We start from the raw sequence: 21,263 nt of genomic DNA, 5'->3' as shown, positions 1-21,263 counted from the left end.
ACCACCTGACTGAATGGGGGATATTCGGCTGACAGAAAACAGAAAAGCAGTCCGAAAACGGACTGCTTTTCTTATTGAAACAGGATGCTGCTGTTAATCGTTATTGTCACCTCTCATCATGTTATTACCACCCATTCTCCTGAAGTTATTGTTCTGCTGCTGTGGTGCCTGGCCTTTAAACTTGTTGAACCTGTAGGTAAAGCTGAACATGAAGTACTGGGTAAGTCCATTGGTTCTGCTGTCAGTGATATAGTTTTCTGATACGCTGCGGCTGATATTGGTGTATTCCTTAAAGATGTCGTAGCCAGAGAGTTTAAGAATTACATTCTTCTTCTTGAAGATTTCTTTTTCAAGGGATGCGTTCAGCATAGCCACATTCTTCTGAAGTGAAGAGGTGAGTCCTTCGTAAATGTAGTAGTCAAAATCCCAACGCAGGATAAACCCGGCACCAAAATCAATCCTTCCATCATTACTTAATGTGATTGAGTGCAGACGGTTGATGGTTGATTTTGCTGAGTAATCTGTATAGTTGAGATTATAACTGGCACCAGTACGCATTTCGAGCCATTGAAGATTGTATTCAAAATCAAATCCCTGTGTCCAGTTCCAGTTATGCCCGATGTTTTTAATATCGTTGCTCACAACCTGTGTATTATTTGCCATGGTTTGTATTTCATTTGAAATACTCACATTATTATTATAGTTCACCATGCTCCGGGTGCTGATAACATATTTCCTGTTTTTGAAAGGCTTGGAAAAGTTGAAAAATAAATTCGTGTTGTAATATCCATCCACATTGATAGGGCTCGTAAGTGTTGCACCTGTTGGTCGGCCGGTTGAATCTTTATAGTTGGTCAGCTTATTCACAATCTGATCATTCACTGTATTGAACGCAAGGTTCACTAAGAAAATACGGCCTGAACTGAAATTGAAATTATTGAAGTTTGTATTGATGGTATGTGAAGTGGAAGCTCTCAGTAAAGGATTGCCAATTGATTTACTTAACTGACTGCTTTCTTCCAACACAGGCTGTAACTGGTCGAAGCTTGGCTGACGGGCACTTCCGCTGTAATTGAAATTGAGTGTTTTTGTACGGGTGAAATTATACACAAAACGTGCAACAGGAAACCAGTTGACGTTTTTAATGGGTTTTAAGGTGCTGTCTTTTGAAACGTTGTAGCTTTTGAGTAAAACTGGCTGAAATAAAACACCAATTGTGTAATTATATTTCTTTTTTACAGTTCTTACCGCTGCGCTGATGCGTGTGTAATTAAAGTCGTTTTCATAATTATTACTCAGGTAATTAATAAAAATGTAATCGTTGCCGGTAGCAGGTGTTTTTGACAAAACCCTTTTATCGTTTGCTGTAAAACTTTTGTTGAGATTATAACTCAGATCTAAAAATCTGTCTGAAGCAATCGGTTCTGTATAGGTTAGTCTTCCATTAAAGCCGCTGTTCTTATTGTCCTGAATGGTATTTCTTAACTGTAAAGAATCATTGATCCAGTTACCTGATTGGTCATATACATGTGTAAGATTATTTTTCAGCTGATTCGATTCATTACCTGATAAATTCAGTTCACCTCTGAAAGAAAGGTTTCTTCCTCTTTTTTGAAACCGGTGATTGTACAAAACGGATGTCCCGAAAGTGGGACGGTTTGAAAGTGATGAGGTTTGGTTGCTGTCTGCCCTTGTCTGGATTTTTGCATTATAAAAATCAGATGTATTAATACTGTTTGAATTTGTTTCGGCATACGAAAAGCTTGGATTGATCTTAATGTAGTTAAAAGAATCAACCCAAAGTTCCAGGTTGCCGAAAGCTCTGTGAGTTCCGCTTTTATTTCTGGAAAGCTGATTCGTATTTGTCACAATGGAAAGTAATGACTGTTCCCTGGAAGTATACGACTCAGTTAATGTATTTCTGTCGGTATAGGTATAGCTTCCGTAAAAGCTGTTTCTCTTACCAAAATCTGTACGGTAATTTAGGCCGGCAGAGTTTAAATTAGTAATGCCGGTTTGATTGTTATTCCCACCTTGTCCGCCACCATCTGAACGAAATGTTGATGTGTTATTATTATTACTGTTGAGAATAAGGGAGAGCTGTTTGTTGTTATTAAACTTATTGATTGCAGCTGCCACAATATAACGGTCATCTGTACCATAACCTGCCTGAGCCCGGCCAAAAATACCCTGATTCTTATCTTTCTTCAGCTGCAGGTTAATCACTTTTTCCGGCTCTCCATCACGAATACCCGAAGCCGAAGACTGATCGCCATAATCATCTACCACCTGTACTTTATCAATCATATCAGCGGGAATTTCTTTTGTGGCTGTTTTGGGATCACCTGAGAAAAAATCTTTTCCGTTTACTTTTACTCTTGTAACTGCCTTACCCTGTGCAGTTATATTTCCCTGCCTGTCAACCTGTACTCCCGGAAGTTTTTTCAGCAAATCTTCAGTAGTTGCATTGGGTTTGGTTACAAATGCTCCGGCACGGTATTCAACCGTGTCTTCTTTCATGGTTACAGCTGGTGCTTCAATCACAATTTCTGCCAGATCTTTATAGTCATTGGCCAAAATAAGATCACCAAGATCAATATTGGCAACACCTTCCGATGGTTTGAAAAACTCTTTGGTCATGGGTTTGTACCCCATATAACTGATGATAATGTAATAACCTGAGCCGGGAATTTTTTCAAAACCAAATTCACCTTTTGCATTGGTAAGTGTACGGATCGTGTCTTTGGGAGCGGCTTTTTCAACCAGCTTTACAGTCGCTTTGTCTAAACCCTTTTCTCCGGAAGAGTCAGTTACCCTGCCGGTAATGTTTTTGGTTTGAGCCATTAATTGAAAGGATGCAAAAAAACCGAGTGTGATAAGTAGTATTTTCTTCATAAACCTGTTTGGATCACGAAATACGAATGTTTTCGTTAATTATTTTTTATCAAATGTGTTAAATTATAGACGTTAAAGCGTTAAAATCCCTGCATACTTAATTTTCAACTTTATAAGTGGCAAAACTATAGGTTCAATGGCGGGAGGCTATCCGTACAGCAGGGTAATTCAGTTAGAACAGGTGTTATTGTGATTTGATTAACAGCACATAGTCTCGTAAAGTAAACAGGCAACGGGCTATATCTGTCTTTCCGTTTCATTACCTTTGTCGCCCTGTAAAAACGGAATGACTCTGTCAAATTGGCTTTAATTCAAACTTTGCATTGTATTTGACAAGGTTCATGATCAAAACAAATAATTGACTCATTAATAGAATATTATGTTAGGATTCTTATCGAAGATTTTTGGTGGCAGCAAAAGCGAGAAAGACGTTGTTAAGCTTCAGCCGATTGTTGAGAAAACCAACCAATACTTTCAGCAATATCAAACATTAACCAATGATGAGCTGAGGAACAAAACAGTTGAGTTCCGTCAACGTATTCAGCAGCACCTTACTGATATAGATAAAGAAATTGCTGATCTCAATGTAAGGGCTGAAGCCTTTACAGAAGATGAGATCCAGGAAAAAGATACCACCTATCAGCAAATAGATAAGCTGAAGAAAGAACGTGACAAAAAAATTGAAGAGGTACTGGAAGCAATTCATCCCGAAGCTTTTGCTGTGGTAAAAGAAACAGCCCGCCGTTTTACGAATAATGAAGAATTAAAAGCAACAGCCACTCAGCTTGATAAAGACCTGGTAATTAAAAGACCGCACATGCGAATTGAGGGCGACCAGGTGTATTATAAAAAATCATGGATGGCCGGTGGTTCGGAAGTAACCTGGAACATGGTGCATTATGATGTGCAGTTAATTGGTGGTAGCGTATTGCACCAGGGGAAAATTGCAGAGATGGCTACCGGTGAAGGTAAAACGCTGGTATCAACCTTACCTGCCTACTTAAATGCATTGGCTGGTGAAGGTGTTCATCTTGTAACTGTGAATGATTACCTGGCACGTCGTGACAGTGAGTGGAACGGAACTATTTTTGAATTTTTAGGATTAACTGTTGATTGTATTGATAAGCATCAGCCAAACAGTGATGAGCGAAGAAAAGCATACACGGCTGATATTATATATGGGACCAACAATGAATTTGGTTTTGACTATCTCCGTGATAATATGGTGGTGAACACAACTGAAAAAGTGCAGCGCAAACTGCATTTTGCCATGGTAGATGAAGTGGATAGTATCTTAATTGATGAGGCCCGTACACCATTGATCATTGCTGGCCCTGTTGGAACAGGAAGCAACGAACAGCAGTTTCAGAATATGAAACCCCGTATTGAAAAGCTGATCGATGAACAGAAGCGGTTAGCTCAGCAATATTTAAATGAAGCAAAGAAGTCAATTGCGGATGGTGATGATGATCCAAAAACAGGTGGCCTGGCATTGATGCGTGCATGGAGGGCTTTACCAAAGTATGGTCCATTGATTAAATATTTAAGTGAGCCGGGTATTAAAGTGAAATTGCAGAAAGCAGAAAACTATTACCTCGCTGATCAGCAGAAAGAAATGCCAAGGGTGGATGAAGGGTTACTGTTTCATATTGATGAAAAAAGTAATTCAGTTGATCTTACCGATAAGGGATTAACCCAGCTCACCAATAACAATGAAGATCCAAACTTCTTTGTAATGCCTGATATCAGTACTTCACTGGCAACACTGGATAAGAGTGATATTCCTTCCACTGAAAAATTACAAAAGAAAGAAGCGTTCTTATCTGAATATTCTGCAAAAGCAGACCGCATTCATACAGTATTGCAGATGCTGAAAGCATACACATTATTTGAAAAGGATATTGAATACGTTGTACTGGATGGACAGGTAAAAATTGTTGATGAACAAACAGGTCGTATCCTTGATGGCCGCCGTTACAGCGATGGGTTACACCAGGCAATTGAAGCAAAAGAAAATGTAAACATTGAAGCGGCTACTCAAACATACGCTACCATTACCTTGCAGAACTACTTCCGTATGTATCACAAACTTTGTGGTATGACGGGTACTGCCGAAACAGAAGCAGGTGAGTTTTGGGATATCTACAAATTAGATGTTGTGAAGGTTCCTACCAACCTGAATATGATCCGTGACGACAGGCAGGATCTTGTTTATAAAACAAAGCGTGAAAAATACAATGCTGTTATTGAAGAAATTGAAATACTCCGTGCAGCAGGAAGACCTGTGCTTGTTGGTACAACATCTGTTGAAGTAAGTGAATTGCTGAGCAAGATGCTGCAGGTGAAAAAAATTCCGCACAACGTATTAAACGCAAAACAGCATGCCCGTGAAGCGCAAGTTGTTGCTGAAGCAGGTTTGCCAAGTGCAATCACTATTGCTACCAACATGGCCGGTCGTGGTACAGATATTAAATTAGGTGCAGGTGTAAAAGAATCAGGTGGTTTGGCAATTCTTGGTACGGAACGTCATGACAGCCGTCGTGTAGACAGACAGCTTCGTGGTCGTGCCGGTCGCCAGGGTGATCCCGGTTCATCACAATTCTACGTATCACTGGAAGATGATTTGATGCGTATGTTCGGAAGTGACCGTATTGCAGGTATGATGGATAAACTCGGTTACAAAGAAGGTGAAGTGATTCAGCACAGCATGATCACCAAATCAATTGAACGTGCACAGAAGAAAGTAGAAGAGAACAACTTTGGTATCCGTAAACGCTTGCTTGATTATGATGATGTAATGAATAAACAACGTTCTGCTGTTTATACAAGACGTAATCATGCATTGAGCGGTGAACGTTTGGCACTGGATATTGACAATGCATTTTATACAGTTGCTGATGGATTGATTGCATCGTTCAAAGAACAAACTGATCATGAAGGATTCAAACTTGCCTGCATCATCAGCTTTGGAATTGACACACAGATCACTGCTGAAGAACTGCACAAAACTGACAGCAATTCATTGGCACAGGCACTTTACACAGAAGCAAAAACTGCTTACCTGCGTAAATGTGATGGATTGAAAAAAGACGCATTACCTGTTTTCCAGAATATCCGGAATACACAGGGTTCACATATTGAAAATGTATTTGTTCCGTTCAGCGATGGTAAACGTGGTTTGCAGGTGTTAACACCGATGCAGAAAACTATTGATACGAAAGGTCTGGAGTTGGTGAATGCACTGGAACGTACAGCAACACTGGCCTTTATTGATGAAGGATGGAAAGAACATCTTCGTGCAATGGATGATCTGCGTACATCTGTACAGAACGCCACTTACGAACAGAAAGATCCATTGGTGATTTACAAAGTGGAGGCATATACATTGTTTGAACAGCTCAACAGCGAGATCAATAAAAATATTGTTTCCTTCTTAGCTCATACAGGATTACCTGTTGAAGAAAATAACAGCGGGCAGATTCGTGAAGGACGTCAGCAGAAAACAGATATGAGTAAGCTGCGTCAGAAGAAAGATGAAATGGTGGCTGCCGGAAGTGGCGAACTGATGGAAACTCCTGATTATTACGATCCTTCTGAGAATGTAAAACAGGAACCGATTATCGCCGGTCCAAAGATTGGCCGTAATGATCCATGTCCCTGCGGAAGCGGAAAGAAATACAAACAGTGTCACGGAAAAGATGCATAAATAATGAACCTCCTTCGGGAGGTTTTTCTTCAGCTGATTGAACTGCCACATAATACTTAACTGATTACATTTGTTCCATGAATATCGCATCATACATCGATCATACGATCCTGAAACCGACAACTCTCGTAAGTGATATTGAACAGCTTTGCACAGAAGCAACCCTCTACAAATTCGCAGCTGTTTGTGTCCCACCTCCATTTACAAAATTTGCAAAAGGATTGACGGGTGACAGCGGCGTACAAACAGCTACTGTAATAGGTTTCCCTTTTGGTTATTCAGCTATTGAAGCAAAAGTGACGGAAACCTTATTAGCTATTGTTGATGGTGTGGATGAAATTGATATGGTGGCAAACATTTCAGCCATTAAAAACGGTGACTGGAATTTTGTAAAGCATGAAGGGGAGACTATCATCCCCATGGCACATAAAAAGGATAAGCATATCAAGATCATTATCGAAAGTGGTGTGTTGACCGATGAAGAAATTATCCGCTGCTGCGAGATCTATGCAGAACTTGGCGCAGATTTTGTAAAAACTTCTACTGGCTATGCAGAGAAGGGTGCAACATTGGAAGCCGTGCAACTGATGAGGAAGACTTTACCGTCTACTGTAAAAATAAAAGCATCAGGTGGAATCAGGAACTATGCATTTGCCAAACAATTGATTGAAGCGGGAGCCGACAGGATTGGTTGCAGTGCAGGTGTAGCAATTGTAAAAGAAAGCATGAACGGATAAAATGATTTCAATTCCCTGCTGACCGGAAGAACTTAGAACACTTACATTATGAAAAAGATTGGCTTGTTTTGTTTAATGGTCGGCGTGGCAGCATTTGCCAGCGCACAAATGGTAACAGATACCATCAGTAACGAAGTATATGTTGTAAAAGACAGCCGGCTTGATCTGCTCACAAAAAAGAAAGCAGAGATCAACAAAAAAGCAGCTGATTCAAAACGGCCAACAAAAGGCTACCGCATTCAGGTGTTGAATACAACCGACCGCACCCAGGCATTTAAAATAAAATCAAAACTTTTGTCTGCTTATCCCGAACACAGGACCTACTTAATGTACCAGGCTCCTTATTTCAAAATACGTATCGGCAATTTTGTGGAGAAGGGCGAAGCAGATGATTTGAAAAAAGAATTGACCCGCATGTTTCCTGCCGGAGTATTTGTAATACCAAGCGATATTGAAGGAAAGCCGGAGAAAGAAAAGGAAGATTCAAGATAGTCTACCGTCTGACGCCCACGTCTGACGGAATCTTAATTTTTTACATAGGTATGCCATACTTTCAAAGTATGGCATACCTGTTTTAGGTAAGGGGTCAGACGGTGACGTCAGACCAAGTTAAGTTGTACTTTTGCGCTTCTATGCTCAAAGACAAAATACAATCCCTCGCAAAAAAATATAAAGATGAGTTCATTGCAGTGCGTCAGCATTTGCATGCAAATCCCGAACTCAGTTACCAGGAATTTGAAACTTCAAAATTTGTACAAAGCAAATTAAAGGAGTATGGTATTCCGTTCAGCATTATGGCAGAAACAGGAGTTGTTGGTTTAATTGAAGGCCTCGGCCGCAGAAGCTTTAGCGAAGGCGGCAAGAAATCAAGTAGAGTCATTGCCCTGCGTGCAGATATGGATGCATTACCAATCCTCGAAGAAAATAATGTATTGTATAGATCAACAAACGATGGGGTGATGCATGCATGCGGACATGATGCACACACAACCTGCCTGCTTGGTGCTGCAAAAATTTTGAATGAATTAAAAACTGAGTGGGAAGGAACAGTGAAGCTGGTTTTTCAACCTGGTGAAGAAAAGAATCCCGGCGGTGCAAGTATCATGATCAAAGAAGGTGTACTGGAGAATCCTAAACCACAGGCCATCTTTGGGTTGCATGTTCATCCGGGTTTGCAAATCGGTCAACTCAGTTTCCGTGCAGGAAAAGTAATGGCCAGTGCCGATGAATTATATATGACGGTGAAAGGAAAAGGCGGACATGCTGCTGCTCCACACCAGGCAGTTGATCCAATATTAATTGCATCGCATCTTGTTGTAAGTCTGCAGCAGATCATCAGCCGTAACAGGAATCCACATAATCCTTCTGTACTTTCCATTACTGCGTTTAATGCAGGTGCAACCACCAATGTAATTCCCAATGAAGTTAAGCTTATGGGTACATTCCGTGCCTTGGATGAAGTGTGGCGTTTTGAAGCACATGATCTTATCCGCCGCAATGCAACCTTACTGGTTGAAAGTATGGGTGGAACACTGGATCTGCATATTGATGTGGGTTACCCAACGGTGTACAACAACGAAGCATTGAATGAAATTGCAAAAACAAAGGCAGCTGAATTATTTGGTGCAGAACATGTGGAAGAAACAGAATTAAGAATGGGTGCTGAAGATTTTGGTTATTATACCCAGCAGATTCCCGGTTGTTTTTACCGCTTGGGTGTAATGAATAAAGAAAAAGGAATTACAAGCGGTGTGCATACTCCAACATTTAATATTGATGAAAACGCACTTGAAAATGGTATTGCAATGATGGCATGGTTGGGGAGTAGTGTTGAGCCGTAGGGATTACTATTAAAACACATTCATTACTGATTAATGTTATGTCAGAGAACAGCATAAAAATAGTTAGATATTTTTTAGGTCTTTATTTTTAATCGGAGGGTTGATTTCTCTCTACTTCGTTCTCACTACTTTAGGAGTACTTGGTTTTTTATATAGCCTTATTCCTGCAACGATTACAGTAATTGTAATTTTCTTTTTATTCTCTCAGGATACAAGTATGCATTTTCGACAAGTAACTCAGGGGCAATAATGATGAAGGTTAGCCTTTGGATTCAGACAATTCAACTGGTTTTGTTGGGATTCTCTTTCAAAAATTATTTTGGGCCTTATCTTGCTGTTGGATTTACTGATACGCCTGATATTAAGCTTCGGATTCTTATTAAGCCTATTGATAGTTTTTTTTCCAATGGGTTAAACAAGTTGAGCGATGAAGTGAGTATTGTATTTAATCTTCTTGCCATAGTATTGCTGATTTTAGTTTATGGAATTGAGAAAGAGGAAAAAAAACTTGCTTCAGAAATACATAAAATTGATATCGAAACCGAAAGGTAAATACACTGAGGCTGGTATTGCGATAATGGCGTGATTGGGGAGTAGGGTTGAGCCGTAATTATAATAATTTTTTTGGCGACATATGAAAATGAAAAGAACAAATTCTATTATTGGGTTTATAATTATTGGTATACTTTATTTTGTAGGGGCTCATCTCTATGTTACCAAACGAAATGAAAGAATTAAGGGATTGCCAAAGCATTACGTTTATGAAAATTATCGAGGTGTTCCGAACCCTGTTCTCTTTATCTCAAATTTAAAATATAAAAACGAGTACCTTGACTATTATACCAAGGTGAAGGAAGGAGGAAATCCTTCATTTAATTTCCCATTAAAAGGGATGCCTCAAAATGATCCCGTTTATGTAATTGATTATACTTCTGATAGTACCCTTGCAAAAATTGTCAGTTATTACAATAGAGGAAGGCGTTTTGGCGGATCTTATACTGAAGGATATGTATTTGTGGAGGCACTACATGATTCTCTCCCAAATGAAAAGTAAATGGAATCAGTCTCGGTTTTTTGCCAGCTTTTTATAACACTTATTCGGCAATGCCAAATCCTTGTTCATTGCTTGGTGTTTTTTATAATCCATGCAACTTTTATATTCTGAATGACTTCTTTCCATCACAGAAAAAATTCCCTTACATTTAGTCAGCACAAAAACACTTTTCTATGCCAATCCGAATGACAGATGATCCGCAGGATCAACAGGAGCAATACAACAATGACAACTCTGGGGGTGGAGGTGGAAACTTTCCAACTGGTCCCGGCGGTGGAGGGGGTGGTGGGCTTCTCAGTTTATTACCTCTTTTATTAGGTTTGTTTGGTCGTGGTAAAGGTGGCGGAGGCGGAAAAGGAATTATCATTTTACTGGTGATTGCAGCTGGTGCTTATTTCTTTTTAAGCCGCAGCGGTTGTAATATTTCAGACATAGCCAATTTAGCAACCGGTGGTTTTTTAGATCCCAAACAATTTGAAAAAGCAGAGATCTATGAACCATTGGCAGATGATAATACAAAAAACCCATTGCCTGAATCTGCGAATCTTCAGAAATATTGTCCAACTCCACAAAATCAGGGATCGCAGGGTTCATGCGTTGCATGGAGCAGTGCATTTGCAGCACATACAATTTTGGAAGCAACTAAAACCGGTAAGCAACCAAATGATGTAGCCTTCTCACCTTCTTTTATGTATAACCAGATTGGGTTGGAAGGTTGCCAGGGTTCTTATATTATCCGTGCAATGGAATTCATGACCAAGCAGGGAGGTGTTCCTTATGCTGAGTTTCCATATAATGACCAGGATTGCCAAAGCCAGCCCGGTGGACAATTACAACAGGAAGCTGCACAATATCGTATGCGTGGTTTCAATCGTTTGAGTTTAGGTGATCGAAATGATGCTGTTGATCTGCGTGCCATCAAAGAAAATTTAGCACAGGGAGCACCGGTAGTTATTGGTATGATGGTGGGACAAAGTTTTATGCAGCCAATGATGGGGCAGGACGTTTGGATTCCTGAACAGGGCGACAGAAGCATGATGGGCTTTGGCGGTCACGCCATGTGTGTGGTTGGCTATGATGATACAAAATATGGCGGATCTTTTTTAATCATGAATAGCTGGGGAAAAGAATGGGGCACTAACGGATTCGGCTGGGTGCGTTATGGTGATTTTCAATTCTATGTTCGTGAAGCATATGGTGTAAATCCCATGCATCAAAGTAATAAAGATGTTCAACAGTTTGCCTGTGAAATTGGTTTGGTAAGAGTGGAGTATGATGGAAAGAAAACAGTGGCCAGAGATTATATTCCATTAAGAGCAGGAAGTGGTAACCGTTTTGAGACAACTGCCCCCGTTCGTCCCGGTACAAAATTTAAAATGGAAATTAAAAACACAACAGAGTGTTATGTATATGTTTTCGGTAAAGAGTTGATGGAACAAGTTATACCCTGTTTCCTTATCCCAGAACAGATGATCCAACGAAAACAAAATATTCTCCGTTCTGCGGTATTACCGGCTACCGGATGTTTCCGAAAGATAAAAGCATGACACCTGACAGTATCGGTACAAGAGATGTAATTGCAGTAGTGATCAGTAAAAAAGAATTGAATTGGTATCAATTGAATCAGCAGATTAGTGCCAACCCTTCTTCTGATTATGCAGCAAGATTGAATAACGCATTGGGCTCATCATTGATTCGTAACGTGCGGTATTCATCAACAGGAAAAGGCGCTTTGCGTTTTGATGTAACAGGTGATGCAAATAATGTGGTTGCCTGTATTGTAGAAGTGTCGAAATAATAATTGTATTCATGAACACCGGAGCAGGAAAGTTTATACAGCAAATGAAACATCCGTTAAAAAGCAGGATGTTTTTGCTGTTGAAATTACCTTCCGCTTTTTTTAGCGGCGTTCGTATCAAATCTCTTGCTGCAGAAAGATGTGAGGTAACTGTTCCTTACAAATGGTTTTCGCAGAATCCATTTCGCTCCACTTATTTCGCATGCCTTGCAATGGCAGCAGAAATGAGTACAGGTGTGTTGGGTTTAATGCAGGTGATTGAACAGAAGCCGTCCGTTTCCATGCTGGTGGTAAACCTGGAGGCAAATTATTTTAAGAAAGCTGTTGATGTAACAACCTTTACCTGTGAAGATGGAAAAGCACTGGAGTTGCTGGTAGATGATGCAATTGCAACAGGTGAAGCAAAATCTTTCAAAGCAAAATCTGTTGGGAAGAATAAAGCCGGTGAGATTGTTGCCGAATTTTATATTACCTGGTCGTTTAAAGTAAAAAGCAACTAGTTAATTCGTTAATGTGCTGTTGTGCTAATAAAAGCATCGGCTCATTAGCATATTTTCATATTAGCAAATTATCACATTATTATGAAACTATCATTTCACGGTGCTGCCCGTTGTGTAACAGGAAGCAAACACATTATTACTTTCAGTAACGGGAAAAAATTATTACTCGATTGTGGTTTGTTCCAGGGTATGGGAAGAGATACCGATGCATTAAACCGCAACTGGGGTTTTGAACCTGCTGACATTAATTATATGGTGCTGAGTCATGCACATATTGATCACAGCGGTCTAATACCCAAACTTTGTGCTGATGGTTACCAAGGGAAAATTTATTGCACATCTGCTACACAAAGTTTGACAGCAGTATTATTGGAAGACAGTGCAGAAATACAGGAAGATGATGTGAAGTATGAGAACAAACGGAGAGCCAATCAAAACCTGCCTTATTTAAAACCATTGTACACAATTGAAGATGCAAAGAAAGCTGCAGAACGTTTTGTAGATGTTGAGTATGGAAACTGGTTTAAGATCGATGAGGGAATTGAAGTAATGTTTACAGATGCTGGTCATATCATCGGCAGCGCCTGTGTTCATTTAAAGCTCACTGAAAATGGGAAAACAAAACGTATCACATTCTCAGGTGATATTGGCCGCTATCGTGATGTGATATTGAAATCACCGGAAGTTTTTCCACAGGCAGATGTGATTATTATGGAATCAACTTACGGAAACAGTTTGCATGATAATGCAATGTCAACTCCCGATCAGTTATTGAAATGGATTATCAGAGCTTGTCTTGAGAAAAAAGGAAAATTGATTATTCCTGCGTTCAGTGTTGGACGCACACAGGAAATTTTATATGATTTAAACCAGCTGGAACTTGAACGCCGTTTGCCTGATCTGGATTATTTTGTAGACAGTCCGTTAAGCATTGAAGCTACACAGATCGTTAAAAGCTACCCTGATCTGTTCAACAGCCGCATTCAGAAAATATTAAAGAGCGACAGTGATCCTTTTGGTTTTAAGGGATTGAAATATGTAAAAACAGTGAATGAATCAAAGCTGCTTAATTTCCGAAGCGGACCATATGTTGTCATCAGTGCAAGTGGAATGGCTGATGCAGGAAGGGTAAAGCATCATATCAATAATGGAATTGAAAACAGCCGTAATACAATTTTACTTACAGGGTATTGTGAACCACGTTCATTGGGTGGAAAATTACTGGACGGGAGAAAGGAAGTGAAAATATTTGGGGTTGAAAAAGAAGTGCATGCAGAGATCGGCCAGATCCGGAGCATGAGTGCACATGGTGATTATGAAGATATGAGTCAATGGCTTGCCTGCCAGGATACAAAGCAGGTGCAGAAATTATTTTTAGTGCATGGTGAATATGAAGTGCAGCAGGCATTTCAACAACGGCTTATTCGAAAAGGATTTACTGATGTGGAAATTCCTGAACTGCATTTTGAAACAGGTATCTGATACTGTTAAAAAAGAAAGCACCTGATTGCTCAGGGGCACCCGTCGAAAAATCCAAAGGGATTCTGGGTAAACGTTCATGTAAGGTTAGCGGAGAGGTTAGCTGGTCAATGTGGAGGTGTTAGGGTTAAGGTGTAAAGAAGGTTAGCAATGGTCTGTACCGGAATATGTTTAATTAAGTTTAATAATTTTTGAAGTACTTGTTGCAGAACCGTTACTCACTTTTACGATGTAGTTACCGCCATTCAGATTCTGCACATTGATTTGCTGCACCTGTGCTGCTTTCTGATTCTGCACACGTTGAACTAAAATTCCTGTGCTGTTATAGATTTCGTAAGTAACTGCTTTTTCCTGCCAGTCAGCCGGAATCATGATACGTACTTCACTTGTTACAGGGTTAGGGAAGGTGCTGATCTGTATATTGTTTACTTCAGTTGCCAGGCGAACCATTCTTGTTTCTGAATAAGCATACTTATCATTCGCATCAACCATTTTCAAACGGTAGAATACAACTTTTGAACTGCTGTTCTGTAAATTGTCTTTGTACTTGTAATCTATTGCAGCACTTGTGTTAGCTTCATCTGCAAACAAAACGGCTGCTTCCTGGAAGTTTTTACCATCTGTACTTTTTTCAATTACAAAATGACTGAAGTTGATTTGGTTGGCAGTTGTCCATACAAGTGATGCACTTTTGTCTTTCAGGTTTGCCTGGAAATTAGTAAGCGTTACAGGTAAAGTAGTTGCATTTGCAATAGCAAACTCTTTCATGTAAAGGCTGTACTGTCTTGCGCTGCCACTGTTATTTAAAGTAACTGAGCCAAAGCGAACCTTAAAGGAAGCAAGATTGCTGTTTTTTACCTGGAACATTACCTGACTGGCTGTAGTATCAATTCCACCATAATCAACTCCCGCAACGTTGACTGCTCTGAATTTGTTCGACAGAAGACTTACCAAAATTGTGGGGTTATTATTCATGAATTTGGAAGAACCACCATTCATATCAATTTCGCACATTTCTTTTAAGGTAGGGGTGCCATCCAAATCAAGATTCGTAGCTGTTACACTTGAAAGAAACACAGCTGTTGCCGTATTATGTTGTACAAACGTAATGCTGAATAAAACGTATGAAGTGCCGATATTACCCGCTTTTACCTGGGGCTGGAATGCATCATTATAACCTGAGGCTGTTAAGTCAATGTTTGAAAGGCTTGCACCATTTACCAGGCTGTCAATTGTTACGAGTGCATCAACATTGGTTGTAACATTTGAGAAACGATAAATTGATCCAATGGCTTTGCTATCTCCCTGAAGTAATAAAGGGCTTTTAAATGCTAATTGTGAGAAAGATTCCTGGCTTATGAAAAGCAGGATGCTGAGAGAAAATAAAAGTTTATAAACTTTTACTACTGTTGGGTAGAGGTACGTCATGTTAATTCGTTTAAATAGGGACTAAATTGGTACGGGTCTCTCTGGATCGGATCTAAAGCTTCTGGCTGTTACCTTTAAGGGAATCTTTAAAATCTGCTAAGTATCTTCCCTTACGAGAACAAAGTTGCGCCGAGAATTTCACATGTGCAATAGTAGAATTACGTAGCCTTCATGTTTTTTTACGATACCGTAAAATTTACATAGTAAAAGCATTGATAATCAACGTTTGAGTTTTTAAAAAAATATCAAAAAATTTTTTTAAAAGTTGATTTAGGCTGGTGAAAAATCAATTTTGATCTTTCATGGGCAGTAAATTCAACCACCGGGAGTTACGTAAAAAAGGGAAACCTTAAGTAGATTCTCAGCTGTAATAATCCCTGATTGCAGTAAAATCACATGCTGATTGCAGGGTATGGACATAAAAAAACCCTGCTTAACAGCAGGGCTTTGTACCACGTACGGGATTCGAACCCGTGATTCCTCCGTGAAAGGGAGGCGTCTTAACCCCTTGACCAACGCGGCGTTTATTTTTGGGACGGCAAAGATAGGTTTGGGCAGGTTTCCAGCCAAACAAATTTCAAAAATTGATCTGTTATTATCTCATCTCATACATTACATAACATCAGTGCAGTGAAAAATAGCATTGAAAACGAACTGTAAAAAACAGGAAATTCGAAAACCAATGACGTACTATATGCCATTTGCTGCTCTATATCAGTCAAAAAACTAACGGTCTTTAATCGTTAAAGTAATTACCTTCGCAGCGCATTTTTAAACTCCTAAATAATTATTTCCATGAGCACAGTAAAAGTTGCTATTAACGGTTTTGGACGCATTGGCAGATTAGTTTATCGCCAGATTTATAAAATGGAAGGCATTGATATAGTTGCTATCAACGACCTCACTTCCCCAAAAGTATTAGGTCACTTGCTGAAGTATGATACTGCTCAGGGACGTTTTGATGCAGAAGTAAAAGCAACAGAAAATTCAATCATTGTTAACGGTGATGAAGTAAAGATATATGCACAGAAAGATCCTGCTCAGATTCCATGGGGATCGCACAATGTGGATGTAGTATTAGAATGTACAGGATTCTTTACTGACAAAACAAAAGCAGAGGCACATATTGCAGCCGGTGCAAAAAAAGTGGTAATCAGCGCTCCTGCAACAGGTGATCTGAAAACAGTTGTATTTAATGTAAACCACAGTATTCTTGATGGCAGTGAAACAGTTATCAGCTGTGCAAGTTGTACTACTAACTGTCTGGCTCCTGTAGCACAGGTACTGGAAGAAAAATACGGTATTGTGAATGGTTTAATGACAACCATACACGCTTACACCAACGATCAGAACACACAGGATGCTCCTCATGCAAAAGGTGATCTTCGCCGTGCACGTGCAGCTGCTCAGAATATTGTTCCCAACAGCACAGGCGCTGCAAAAGCAATTGGTCTTGTATTACCAAGCTTAAAAGGAAAACTGGATGGTAGTGCTCAGCGTGTACCAACTCTTACAGGTTCATTAACTGAAGTGACCGTTGTATTAGGTAAAAAGGTAACTGTTGAAGAAGTAAATGCTGCAATGAAAGCCGCTTCTAACGAAAGCTTTGGTTATACTGAAGACGAAATTGTAAGCAGCGATATTATTGGCACCAGCTTCGGTTCTTTGTTTGATGCAACACAAACAAGAGTACAGAATGTAGGCGACAATCAATTAGTACGTGTAGTTAGCTGGTATGATAATGAAATGAGTTATGTAAGCCAATTGGTTCGCACACTTCATTTTTTTGCTAAAATGATTAAATAATTCATGATAGCAAAGGCAAAAATCTTAAAGGGATATTTCTTCTGGAGTATCCCTTTTTTATTTTTTTCATGCGGATCGCCAACGACAGCTGAAAAGAGAGCAGTAAATCCGAAAGATTGTGAATGGTATGTTGTGATAGATGAAAAAGCAGAACAGAATAAAAACAATCATCTTGGATTATATGCCCTGCGTTTTTACGCCGACGGTAACTATTCGCTTTGTGGAGATTTGCTGTTTGAACAGGGTAAATGGAATTTTGATGAACAGAAAAAGTTACTGGTACTTACTCCTTCTGTAAAAGACAGTACAGATAATGTAAGATACCTGGTTGATCAAAACCTGCCAGGCAATAAAACTCAGTTCAGCTTTTACCGGGGCTTCCCGATTGATAAATCAAACCCGGATGAAATGATTGAAGTGCAGGCATTGGCCAATCAATCAAAATCGGATCCTTACAGCCAAGCAATGAACAATTGGCGGACAAAACCCCAGCAGCAGGAAACAACTGATCAAATTCAACAGCGTGTGATTGCTTATCTCCAATTTCTGAAATCATTATATACTCATGCAAAAGAGAATAAGCTGGAGAATGCCGGAGGAAGCTGGTATCCGCACCCCATTAAATTTTACAGTAATAAAGTAAGCATGGCTTATTCAAATGAACTGATTGACTGGTATAATTGTTTTTTCAATGATGAACAGGGAATACAGGGTTATCAACTCATCAGCGGCGCATTAATGAAAGTAAAAATTGAAGGGAAGGATGATGTAAGCAGGAATTTGAATTGCACAGAGCAACTGCTGAAACAAATACAGAAATAAAGAAACTGTTGAACCGGCTTTATTATGCAAATGATAACTTCGTTCAGCGAAAACAAGCAAAAGAATTAAATACATATTTTATGAGCAAATTTTCAACGTACAACTTCGCAGGTCAGAAAGCACTGATCCGGGTTGATTTCAATGTTCCACTCGACAAACAAACACAGGCCATTGGCGATGATAACAGGATGCGGGCTGCCATTCCGACAATAAAAAAAATACTCAATGATGGTGGCAGTGTTATTTTAATGAGTCACCTGGGCCGTCCAAAAGAAGGTCCTGAAGAAAATCTTCTTTAAAGCATATCATCAAACATCTCGGCGAATTGCTTGGTGGAAATACAACTGTATTGTTTGCCAACGATTGTATTGGCGAGCAGGCTTATTTAACTGCAGGTATGTTACGTGCAGGTGAAGTGCTGTTACTTGAAAACCTTCGTTTTTATAAGGAAGAAGAAAAGGTGATGAAGCCTTTGCGCAAAAATTAGCAAAGCTGGGCGATGTATATGTAAATGATGCCTTTGGTACTGCTCACCGTGCACATGCTTCTACAGCTGTGATTGCAAAATTCTTCCCTAAAGAAAAAAAGATGTTTGGTTTGCTGATGGAAGGTGAAGTTGCGGCAGCAGAAAAAGTGTTGCTGAAAGCCGACAAACCATTTACTGCTATCATTGGCGGTGCCAAAGTGAGCGATAAGATTCTCATTCTTGAAAACTTACTGGAACGTGCAACCGATATTATCATCGGCGGTGGCATGGCTTATACCTTCATGAAGGCAATGGGTGGAAAGATTGGTAATTCTCTTTGTGAAGAAGACAGATTGGAAACTGCCAAAATGATCCTTGAAAAAGCAGCGCAAAAAGGTGTGAACATTCACCTGCCAAGCGATTCTGTAATTGCTGATAAGTTTGCTGCGGATGCAAATACATCAACTGCACCAAGCAACCAGATTCCTGATGGTTGGTTAGGATTGGATATCGGGCCCAATGCCTGCGAACAGTTTACAAACGTATTGATCCATTCAAAAACGATTTTGTGGAATGGTCCGATGGGTGTGTTTGAAATGGAAAAATTTCAGCACGGAACAAAAACCATTGCAGAAGCAGTTGCTGTTGCCACTGGTAAAGGGGCATTCAGCCTTGTAGGTGGCGGAGACTGTGTTGCTGCTGTAAACGATTTTGGCTACACAGATAAAGTAAGCTATATCTCTGCCGGTGGTGGTGCTATGCTTGAGTTCTTCGAAGGCAAAGTATTACCCGGTATTGCCGCAGTACAGGATTAATGCTGATTTACTTTTTTACTGATTTCAATGAGTTTGTCATTGTTGCCGCCATTGCTGGTACAGATATAAACCTTACCCGCAGGCGATATACACAGGTCTCTCATCCTGCCGTATTTATTAATGAAAAACTCATTGGTTTCAGTAATGCTGTTATAAGTACTGTTGAGCTTCAACTGGTAAAGTTTTGCATCTTTCAGTGCAACCATCAGTAATGAATTCTTCCATTGCGGTATCAGGTTATTGTTATAATAATCCAGTCCGCATGCTGCAGTGGTAGGTGTCCATGCTTTAAGAGGTTCTTTTACGTTATTAGCAGAGCAAAAAGTTTGTTCTGCCGATTCATTGCAAAATCCTCTTACATCAGGCCAACCGTAGTTCCTTCCTTTTTCAATCATATTTACTTCGTCATCAGTACTTGGTCCATGCTCAGAACTGTACAGTATATTATTCGCAAAAACCAATCCCTGTGGGTTGCGATGACCAATGCTCCAGTATGGATTTCCTGCTGCAGGGTTATCAGCCGGGATACTTCCATCGAGATTAAGTCGCAGTATTTTGCCATTTACGGAAGATGTATTTTGAGGTAATGAAGTATTTGATGCATCACCGGTAGTAATAAACAGTTTCAGATCAGGTGTTATCACTAAGCGGCTTCCATTATGTATAGAAGAAGCAGCAATATTATCTATAATTGTTAAGGGGCTAATGAGTGAACCGCTGCTGTAAGTATAGCGGACAATTTTTTCACGGTAGTTACCACCATTATTATAATTATAAGCAACAAATACATGCGGTGATGTTGTAAAATTTGGATGCAGTACCATTCCCAGCAATCCACCTTCGCCATTTGTTGCAACTTCAGTAATAGTATGAACCGGACTAACTGCTCCTGTTGAGGGATTAATACGGGTTATTTTCCCTCCCCGTTCAGTCATCCAGATAAAATCATCAGGTCCCCATACTATTTCCCAGGGGAAATTCAGCCCCTGCACAAGTACAGTATCTTTTAACGTAACCGGGTCCGTTGGCTCAGGATTATTCGTGCTGGTTTTCTTTTTACACTGAGAAAAAGTAATCAGCAAAACGACTAAAAGGGGCAATATTTTTTTCATGAGGATAAGAAAGCCGGGGTTTTGAACCGGCTAACCTTGGAAATGGATTACTAAAACCATGCCGCAGACATAACTAAATAGTTCTGTAAGGGCTTATGAAACGACAGTCTGTCATCTTTTTTGATGCGGCATTCTTTGTGCTGATAAAAGATTCACTTGACAATTTGATTCTTTGAATTAAATTTAATCTCAAACTAAAAAACACAAACATGAAAGCCGGACGTATTATCACCATTGTTATTGTTGCAGTATTAGCCCTTTTGTTATTCAGGGGTTGCAGCGGTTATAACGGGTTAGTTAAACAGGATGAAGTTGTAAAACAGAAATGGAACAATGTGCAGAGTGATTACCAGCGCAGAGCTGACCTGATACCAAATCTTGTGAACACAGTGAAAGGCGAAGCAAATTTTGAACAGCAAACATTGATCAATGTAATTGAAGCCCGTTCAAAAGCAACACAGGTAAAAGTTGATCCAACGAATATTACTCCAGAGAAGCTTGGCAGAATTTCAACAAGCGCAAAGTGGAGTAAGCAGTGCATTAAGCCGTTTACTGGCAGTTGTTGAAAGTTATCCGAATCTGAAGGCCAACGAAGGATTCCGTAACCTGCAAACTCAATTAGAGGGAACAGAGAACAGAATTAAAGTAGCCCGTAATGATTTTAACGAAGCTGTGATGAATTATAATACCCAGGTGCGCTCATTTCCAATGAATATCCTGGCAGGTATGTTTGGTTTCAAACAAAAAACAGGCTTTACAGCAGAACCCGGAAGTGATAAAGCTCCTGAAGTAAAATTCTGATAA

The 21,263-nt window shown here is 39.8% G+C and carries 15 protein-coding genes, 1 tRNA gene and 2 pseudogenes; 14 read left to right on the top strand and 4 right to left on the bottom strand.

All coding sequences use genetic code 11. The annotated features are described in order from the left end of the window. Positions 1-93 precede the first annotated feature (93 nt). Entirely contained in the window at positions 94-2,895 is a 2,802-nt protein-coding gene (locus IPK31_03590; protein MBK8087095.1) for an outer membrane beta-barrel protein, read from the bottom strand. 379 nt (positions 2,896-3,274) lie between these two features. Here IPK31_03590 and secA point away from each other — a divergent pair, with 379 nt between their 5' ends. From secA to IPK31_03540, 10 genes are all read left to right on the top strand, one after another. Further along, a complete protein-coding gene (secA, locus tag IPK31_03585) occupies positions 3,275-6,601 on the top strand; it encodes a preprotein translocase subunit SecA (GenBank protein MBK8087094.1) in 3,327 nt (1,108 codons plus the stop codon). Between the two features lie 77 nt (positions 6,602-6,678). Next, positions 6,679-7,338 (top strand): deoxyribose-phosphate aldolase, encoded by a 660-nt coding sequence (gene deoC / locus IPK31_03580; GenBank protein MBK8087093.1) that lies wholly within the window; start codon positions 6,679-6,681, stop codon positions 7,336-7,338. A 48-nt stretch (positions 7,339-7,386) separates the two neighbouring features. After that, the gene (locus IPK31_03575; protein MBK8087092.1) at positions 7,387-7,830 is read left to right on the top strand and encodes an SPOR domain-containing protein; all 444 of its coding nucleotides are present in this window, start codon (positions 7,387-7,389) and stop codon (positions 7,828-7,830) included. Between the two features lie 140 nt (positions 7,831-7,970). After that, positions 7,971-9,179: an amidohydrolase gene (locus IPK31_03570; GenBank protein MBK8087091.1), complete on the top strand. Its 1,209-nt coding sequence runs from the start codon at positions 7,971-7,973 to the stop codon at positions 9,177-9,179. A 294-nt stretch (positions 9,180-9,473) separates the two neighbouring features. Next, on the top strand, positions 9,474-9,731 hold the full coding sequence (locus IPK31_03565; GenBank protein MBK8087090.1) for a hypothetical protein: 258 nt from the start codon (positions 9,474-9,476) through the stop codon (positions 9,729-9,731). Positions 9,732-9,813: 82 nt separating this feature from the next. Continuing rightward, complete coding sequence (locus IPK31_03560; protein ID MBK8087089.1) at positions 9,814-10,233, top strand: hypothetical protein; 420 nt, start codon at positions 9,814-9,816, stop codon at positions 10,231-10,233. A gap of 173 nt (positions 10,234-10,406) precedes the next feature. Continuing rightward, complete coding sequence (locus tag IPK31_03555) at positions 10,407-11,780, top strand: C1 family peptidase (GenBank protein ID MBK8087088.1); 1,374 nt, start codon at positions 10,407-10,409, stop codon at positions 11,778-11,780. Beyond that, positions 11,777-12,031, top strand: coding sequence for a hypothetical protein (locus tag IPK31_03550; protein MBK8087087.1), 255 nt, complete (start codon positions 11,777-11,779; stop codon positions 12,029-12,031). The genes IPK31_03555 and IPK31_03550 overlap by 4 nt, the downstream gene beginning before the upstream one ends. A gap of 11 nt (positions 12,032-12,042) precedes the next feature. Beyond that, positions 12,043-12,531, top strand: a complete 489-nt coding sequence (locus IPK31_03545; protein MBK8087086.1) for a DUF4442 domain-containing protein — start codon at positions 12,043-12,045, stop codon at positions 12,529-12,531. An 81-nt stretch (positions 12,532-12,612) separates the two neighbouring features. Beyond that, positions 12,613-14,013, top strand: a complete 1,401-nt coding sequence (locus IPK31_03540; protein MBK8087085.1) for an MBL fold metallo-hydrolase — start codon at positions 12,613-12,615, stop codon at positions 14,011-14,013. 168 nt (positions 14,014-14,181) lie between these two features. On the opposite strand, the gene IPK31_03535 is transcribed toward IPK31_03540, so the two are convergent. Together IPK31_03535 and IPK31_03530 are read right to left on the bottom strand one after the other, a co-directional pair. Then, positions 14,182-15,438 (bottom strand): T9SS type A sorting domain-containing protein, encoded by a 1,257-nt coding sequence (locus IPK31_03535; protein ID MBK8087084.1) that lies wholly within the window; start codon positions 15,436-15,438, stop codon positions 14,182-14,184. 450 nt (positions 15,439-15,888) lie between these two features. Further along, positions 15,889-15,960: transfer RNA gene (locus IPK31_03530), tRNA-Glu, on the bottom strand. Between the two features lie 273 nt (positions 15,961-16,233). On the opposite strand from IPK31_03530, the gene gap reads away from it, so the two are divergent. The 3 genes and pseudogenes from gap (at position 16,234) to IPK31_03515 (ending at position 19,347) form a co-directional block, all read left to right on the top strand. Next, the gene (gene gap, locus IPK31_03525; GenBank protein MBK8087083.1) at positions 16,234-17,244 is read left to right on the top strand and encodes a type I glyceraldehyde-3-phosphate dehydrogenase; all 1,011 of its coding nucleotides are present in this window, start codon (positions 16,234-16,236) and stop codon (positions 17,242-17,244) included. Between the two features lie 3 nt (positions 17,245-17,247). Further along, positions 17,248-18,066, top strand: coding sequence for a hypothetical protein (locus tag IPK31_03520; GenBank protein ID MBK8087082.1), 819 nt, complete (start codon positions 17,248-17,250; stop codon positions 18,064-18,066). Between the two features lie 80 nt (positions 18,067-18,146). Beyond that, positions 18,147-19,347, top strand: a pseudogene (locus tag IPK31_03515) (phosphoglycerate kinase). Here IPK31_03515 and IPK31_03510 read toward each other — a convergent pair. Next, positions 19,344-20,459, bottom strand: coding sequence for a PQQ-dependent sugar dehydrogenase (locus IPK31_03510; protein MBK8087081.1), 1,116 nt, complete (start codon positions 20,457-20,459; stop codon positions 19,344-19,346). The pseudogene IPK31_03515 and the gene IPK31_03510 sit on opposite strands and share 4 nt — an antisense overlap. A 209-nt stretch (positions 20,460-20,668) precedes the next feature. On the opposite strand from IPK31_03510, the pseudogene IPK31_03505 reads away from it, so the two are divergent. Next, positions 20,669-21,260 (top strand): annotated as a pseudogene (locus IPK31_03505) (LemA family protein). Positions 21,261-21,263: the final 3 nt, after the last annotated feature.

Source organism: Chitinophagaceae bacterium (genome assembly GCA_016713085.1).
Lineage (GTDB): Bacteria > Bacteroidota > Bacteroidia > Chitinophagales > Chitinophagaceae > Lacibacter.
The sequence above is the reverse complement of the archived record's forward strand: the minus strand, read 5'-3'. Positions and strand labels throughout refer to the sequence as shown.

Coding starts and splice junctions, on each gene's coding strand:
- IPK31_03535 (MBK8087084.1), bottom strand. CDS start 15,438: ATGACGTACCTCTACCCAACAGTAGTAAAAGTTTATAAACTTTTATTT.
- IPK31_03510 (MBK8087081.1), bottom strand. CDS start 20,459: ATGAAAAAAATATTGCCCCTTTTAGTCGTTTTGCTGATTACTTTTTCT.
- deoC (MBK8087093.1), top strand. CDS start 6,679: ATGAATATCGCATCATACATCGATCATACGATCCTGAAACCGACAACT.
- IPK31_03550 (MBK8087087.1), top strand. CDS start 11,777: ATGACACCTGACAGTATCGGTACAAGAGATGTAATTGCAGTAGTGATC.
- IPK31_03590 (MBK8087095.1), bottom strand. CDS start 2,895: ATGAAGAAAATACTACTTATCACACTCGGTTTTTTTGCATCCTTTCAA.
- IPK31_03570 (MBK8087091.1), top strand. CDS start 7,971: ATGCTCAAAGACAAAATACAATCCCTCGCAAAAAAATATAAAGATGAG.
- IPK31_03575 (MBK8087092.1), top strand. CDS start 7,387: ATGAAAAAGATTGGCTTGTTTTGTTTAATGGTCGGCGTGGCAGCATTT.
- IPK31_03560 (MBK8087089.1), top strand. CDS start 9,814: ATGAAAATGAAAAGAACAAATTCTATTATTGGGTTTATAATTATTGGT.
- IPK31_03545 (MBK8087086.1), top strand. CDS start 12,043: ATGAACACCGGAGCAGGAAAGTTTATACAGCAAATGAAACATCCGTTA.
- IPK31_03540 (MBK8087085.1), top strand. CDS start 12,613: ATGAAACTATCATTTCACGGTGCTGCCCGTTGTGTAACAGGAAGCAAA.
- IPK31_03520 (MBK8087082.1), top strand. CDS start 17,248: ATGATAGCAAAGGCAAAAATCTTAAAGGGATATTTCTTCTGGAGTATC.
- gap (MBK8087083.1), top strand. CDS start 16,234: ATGAGCACAGTAAAAGTTGCTATTAACGGTTTTGGACGCATTGGCAGA.
- secA (MBK8087094.1), top strand. CDS start 3,275: ATGTTAGGATTCTTATCGAAGATTTTTGGTGGCAGCAAAAGCGAGAAA.
- IPK31_03555 (MBK8087088.1), top strand. CDS start 10,407: ATGCCAATCCGAATGACAGATGATCCGCAGGATCAACAGGAGCAATAC.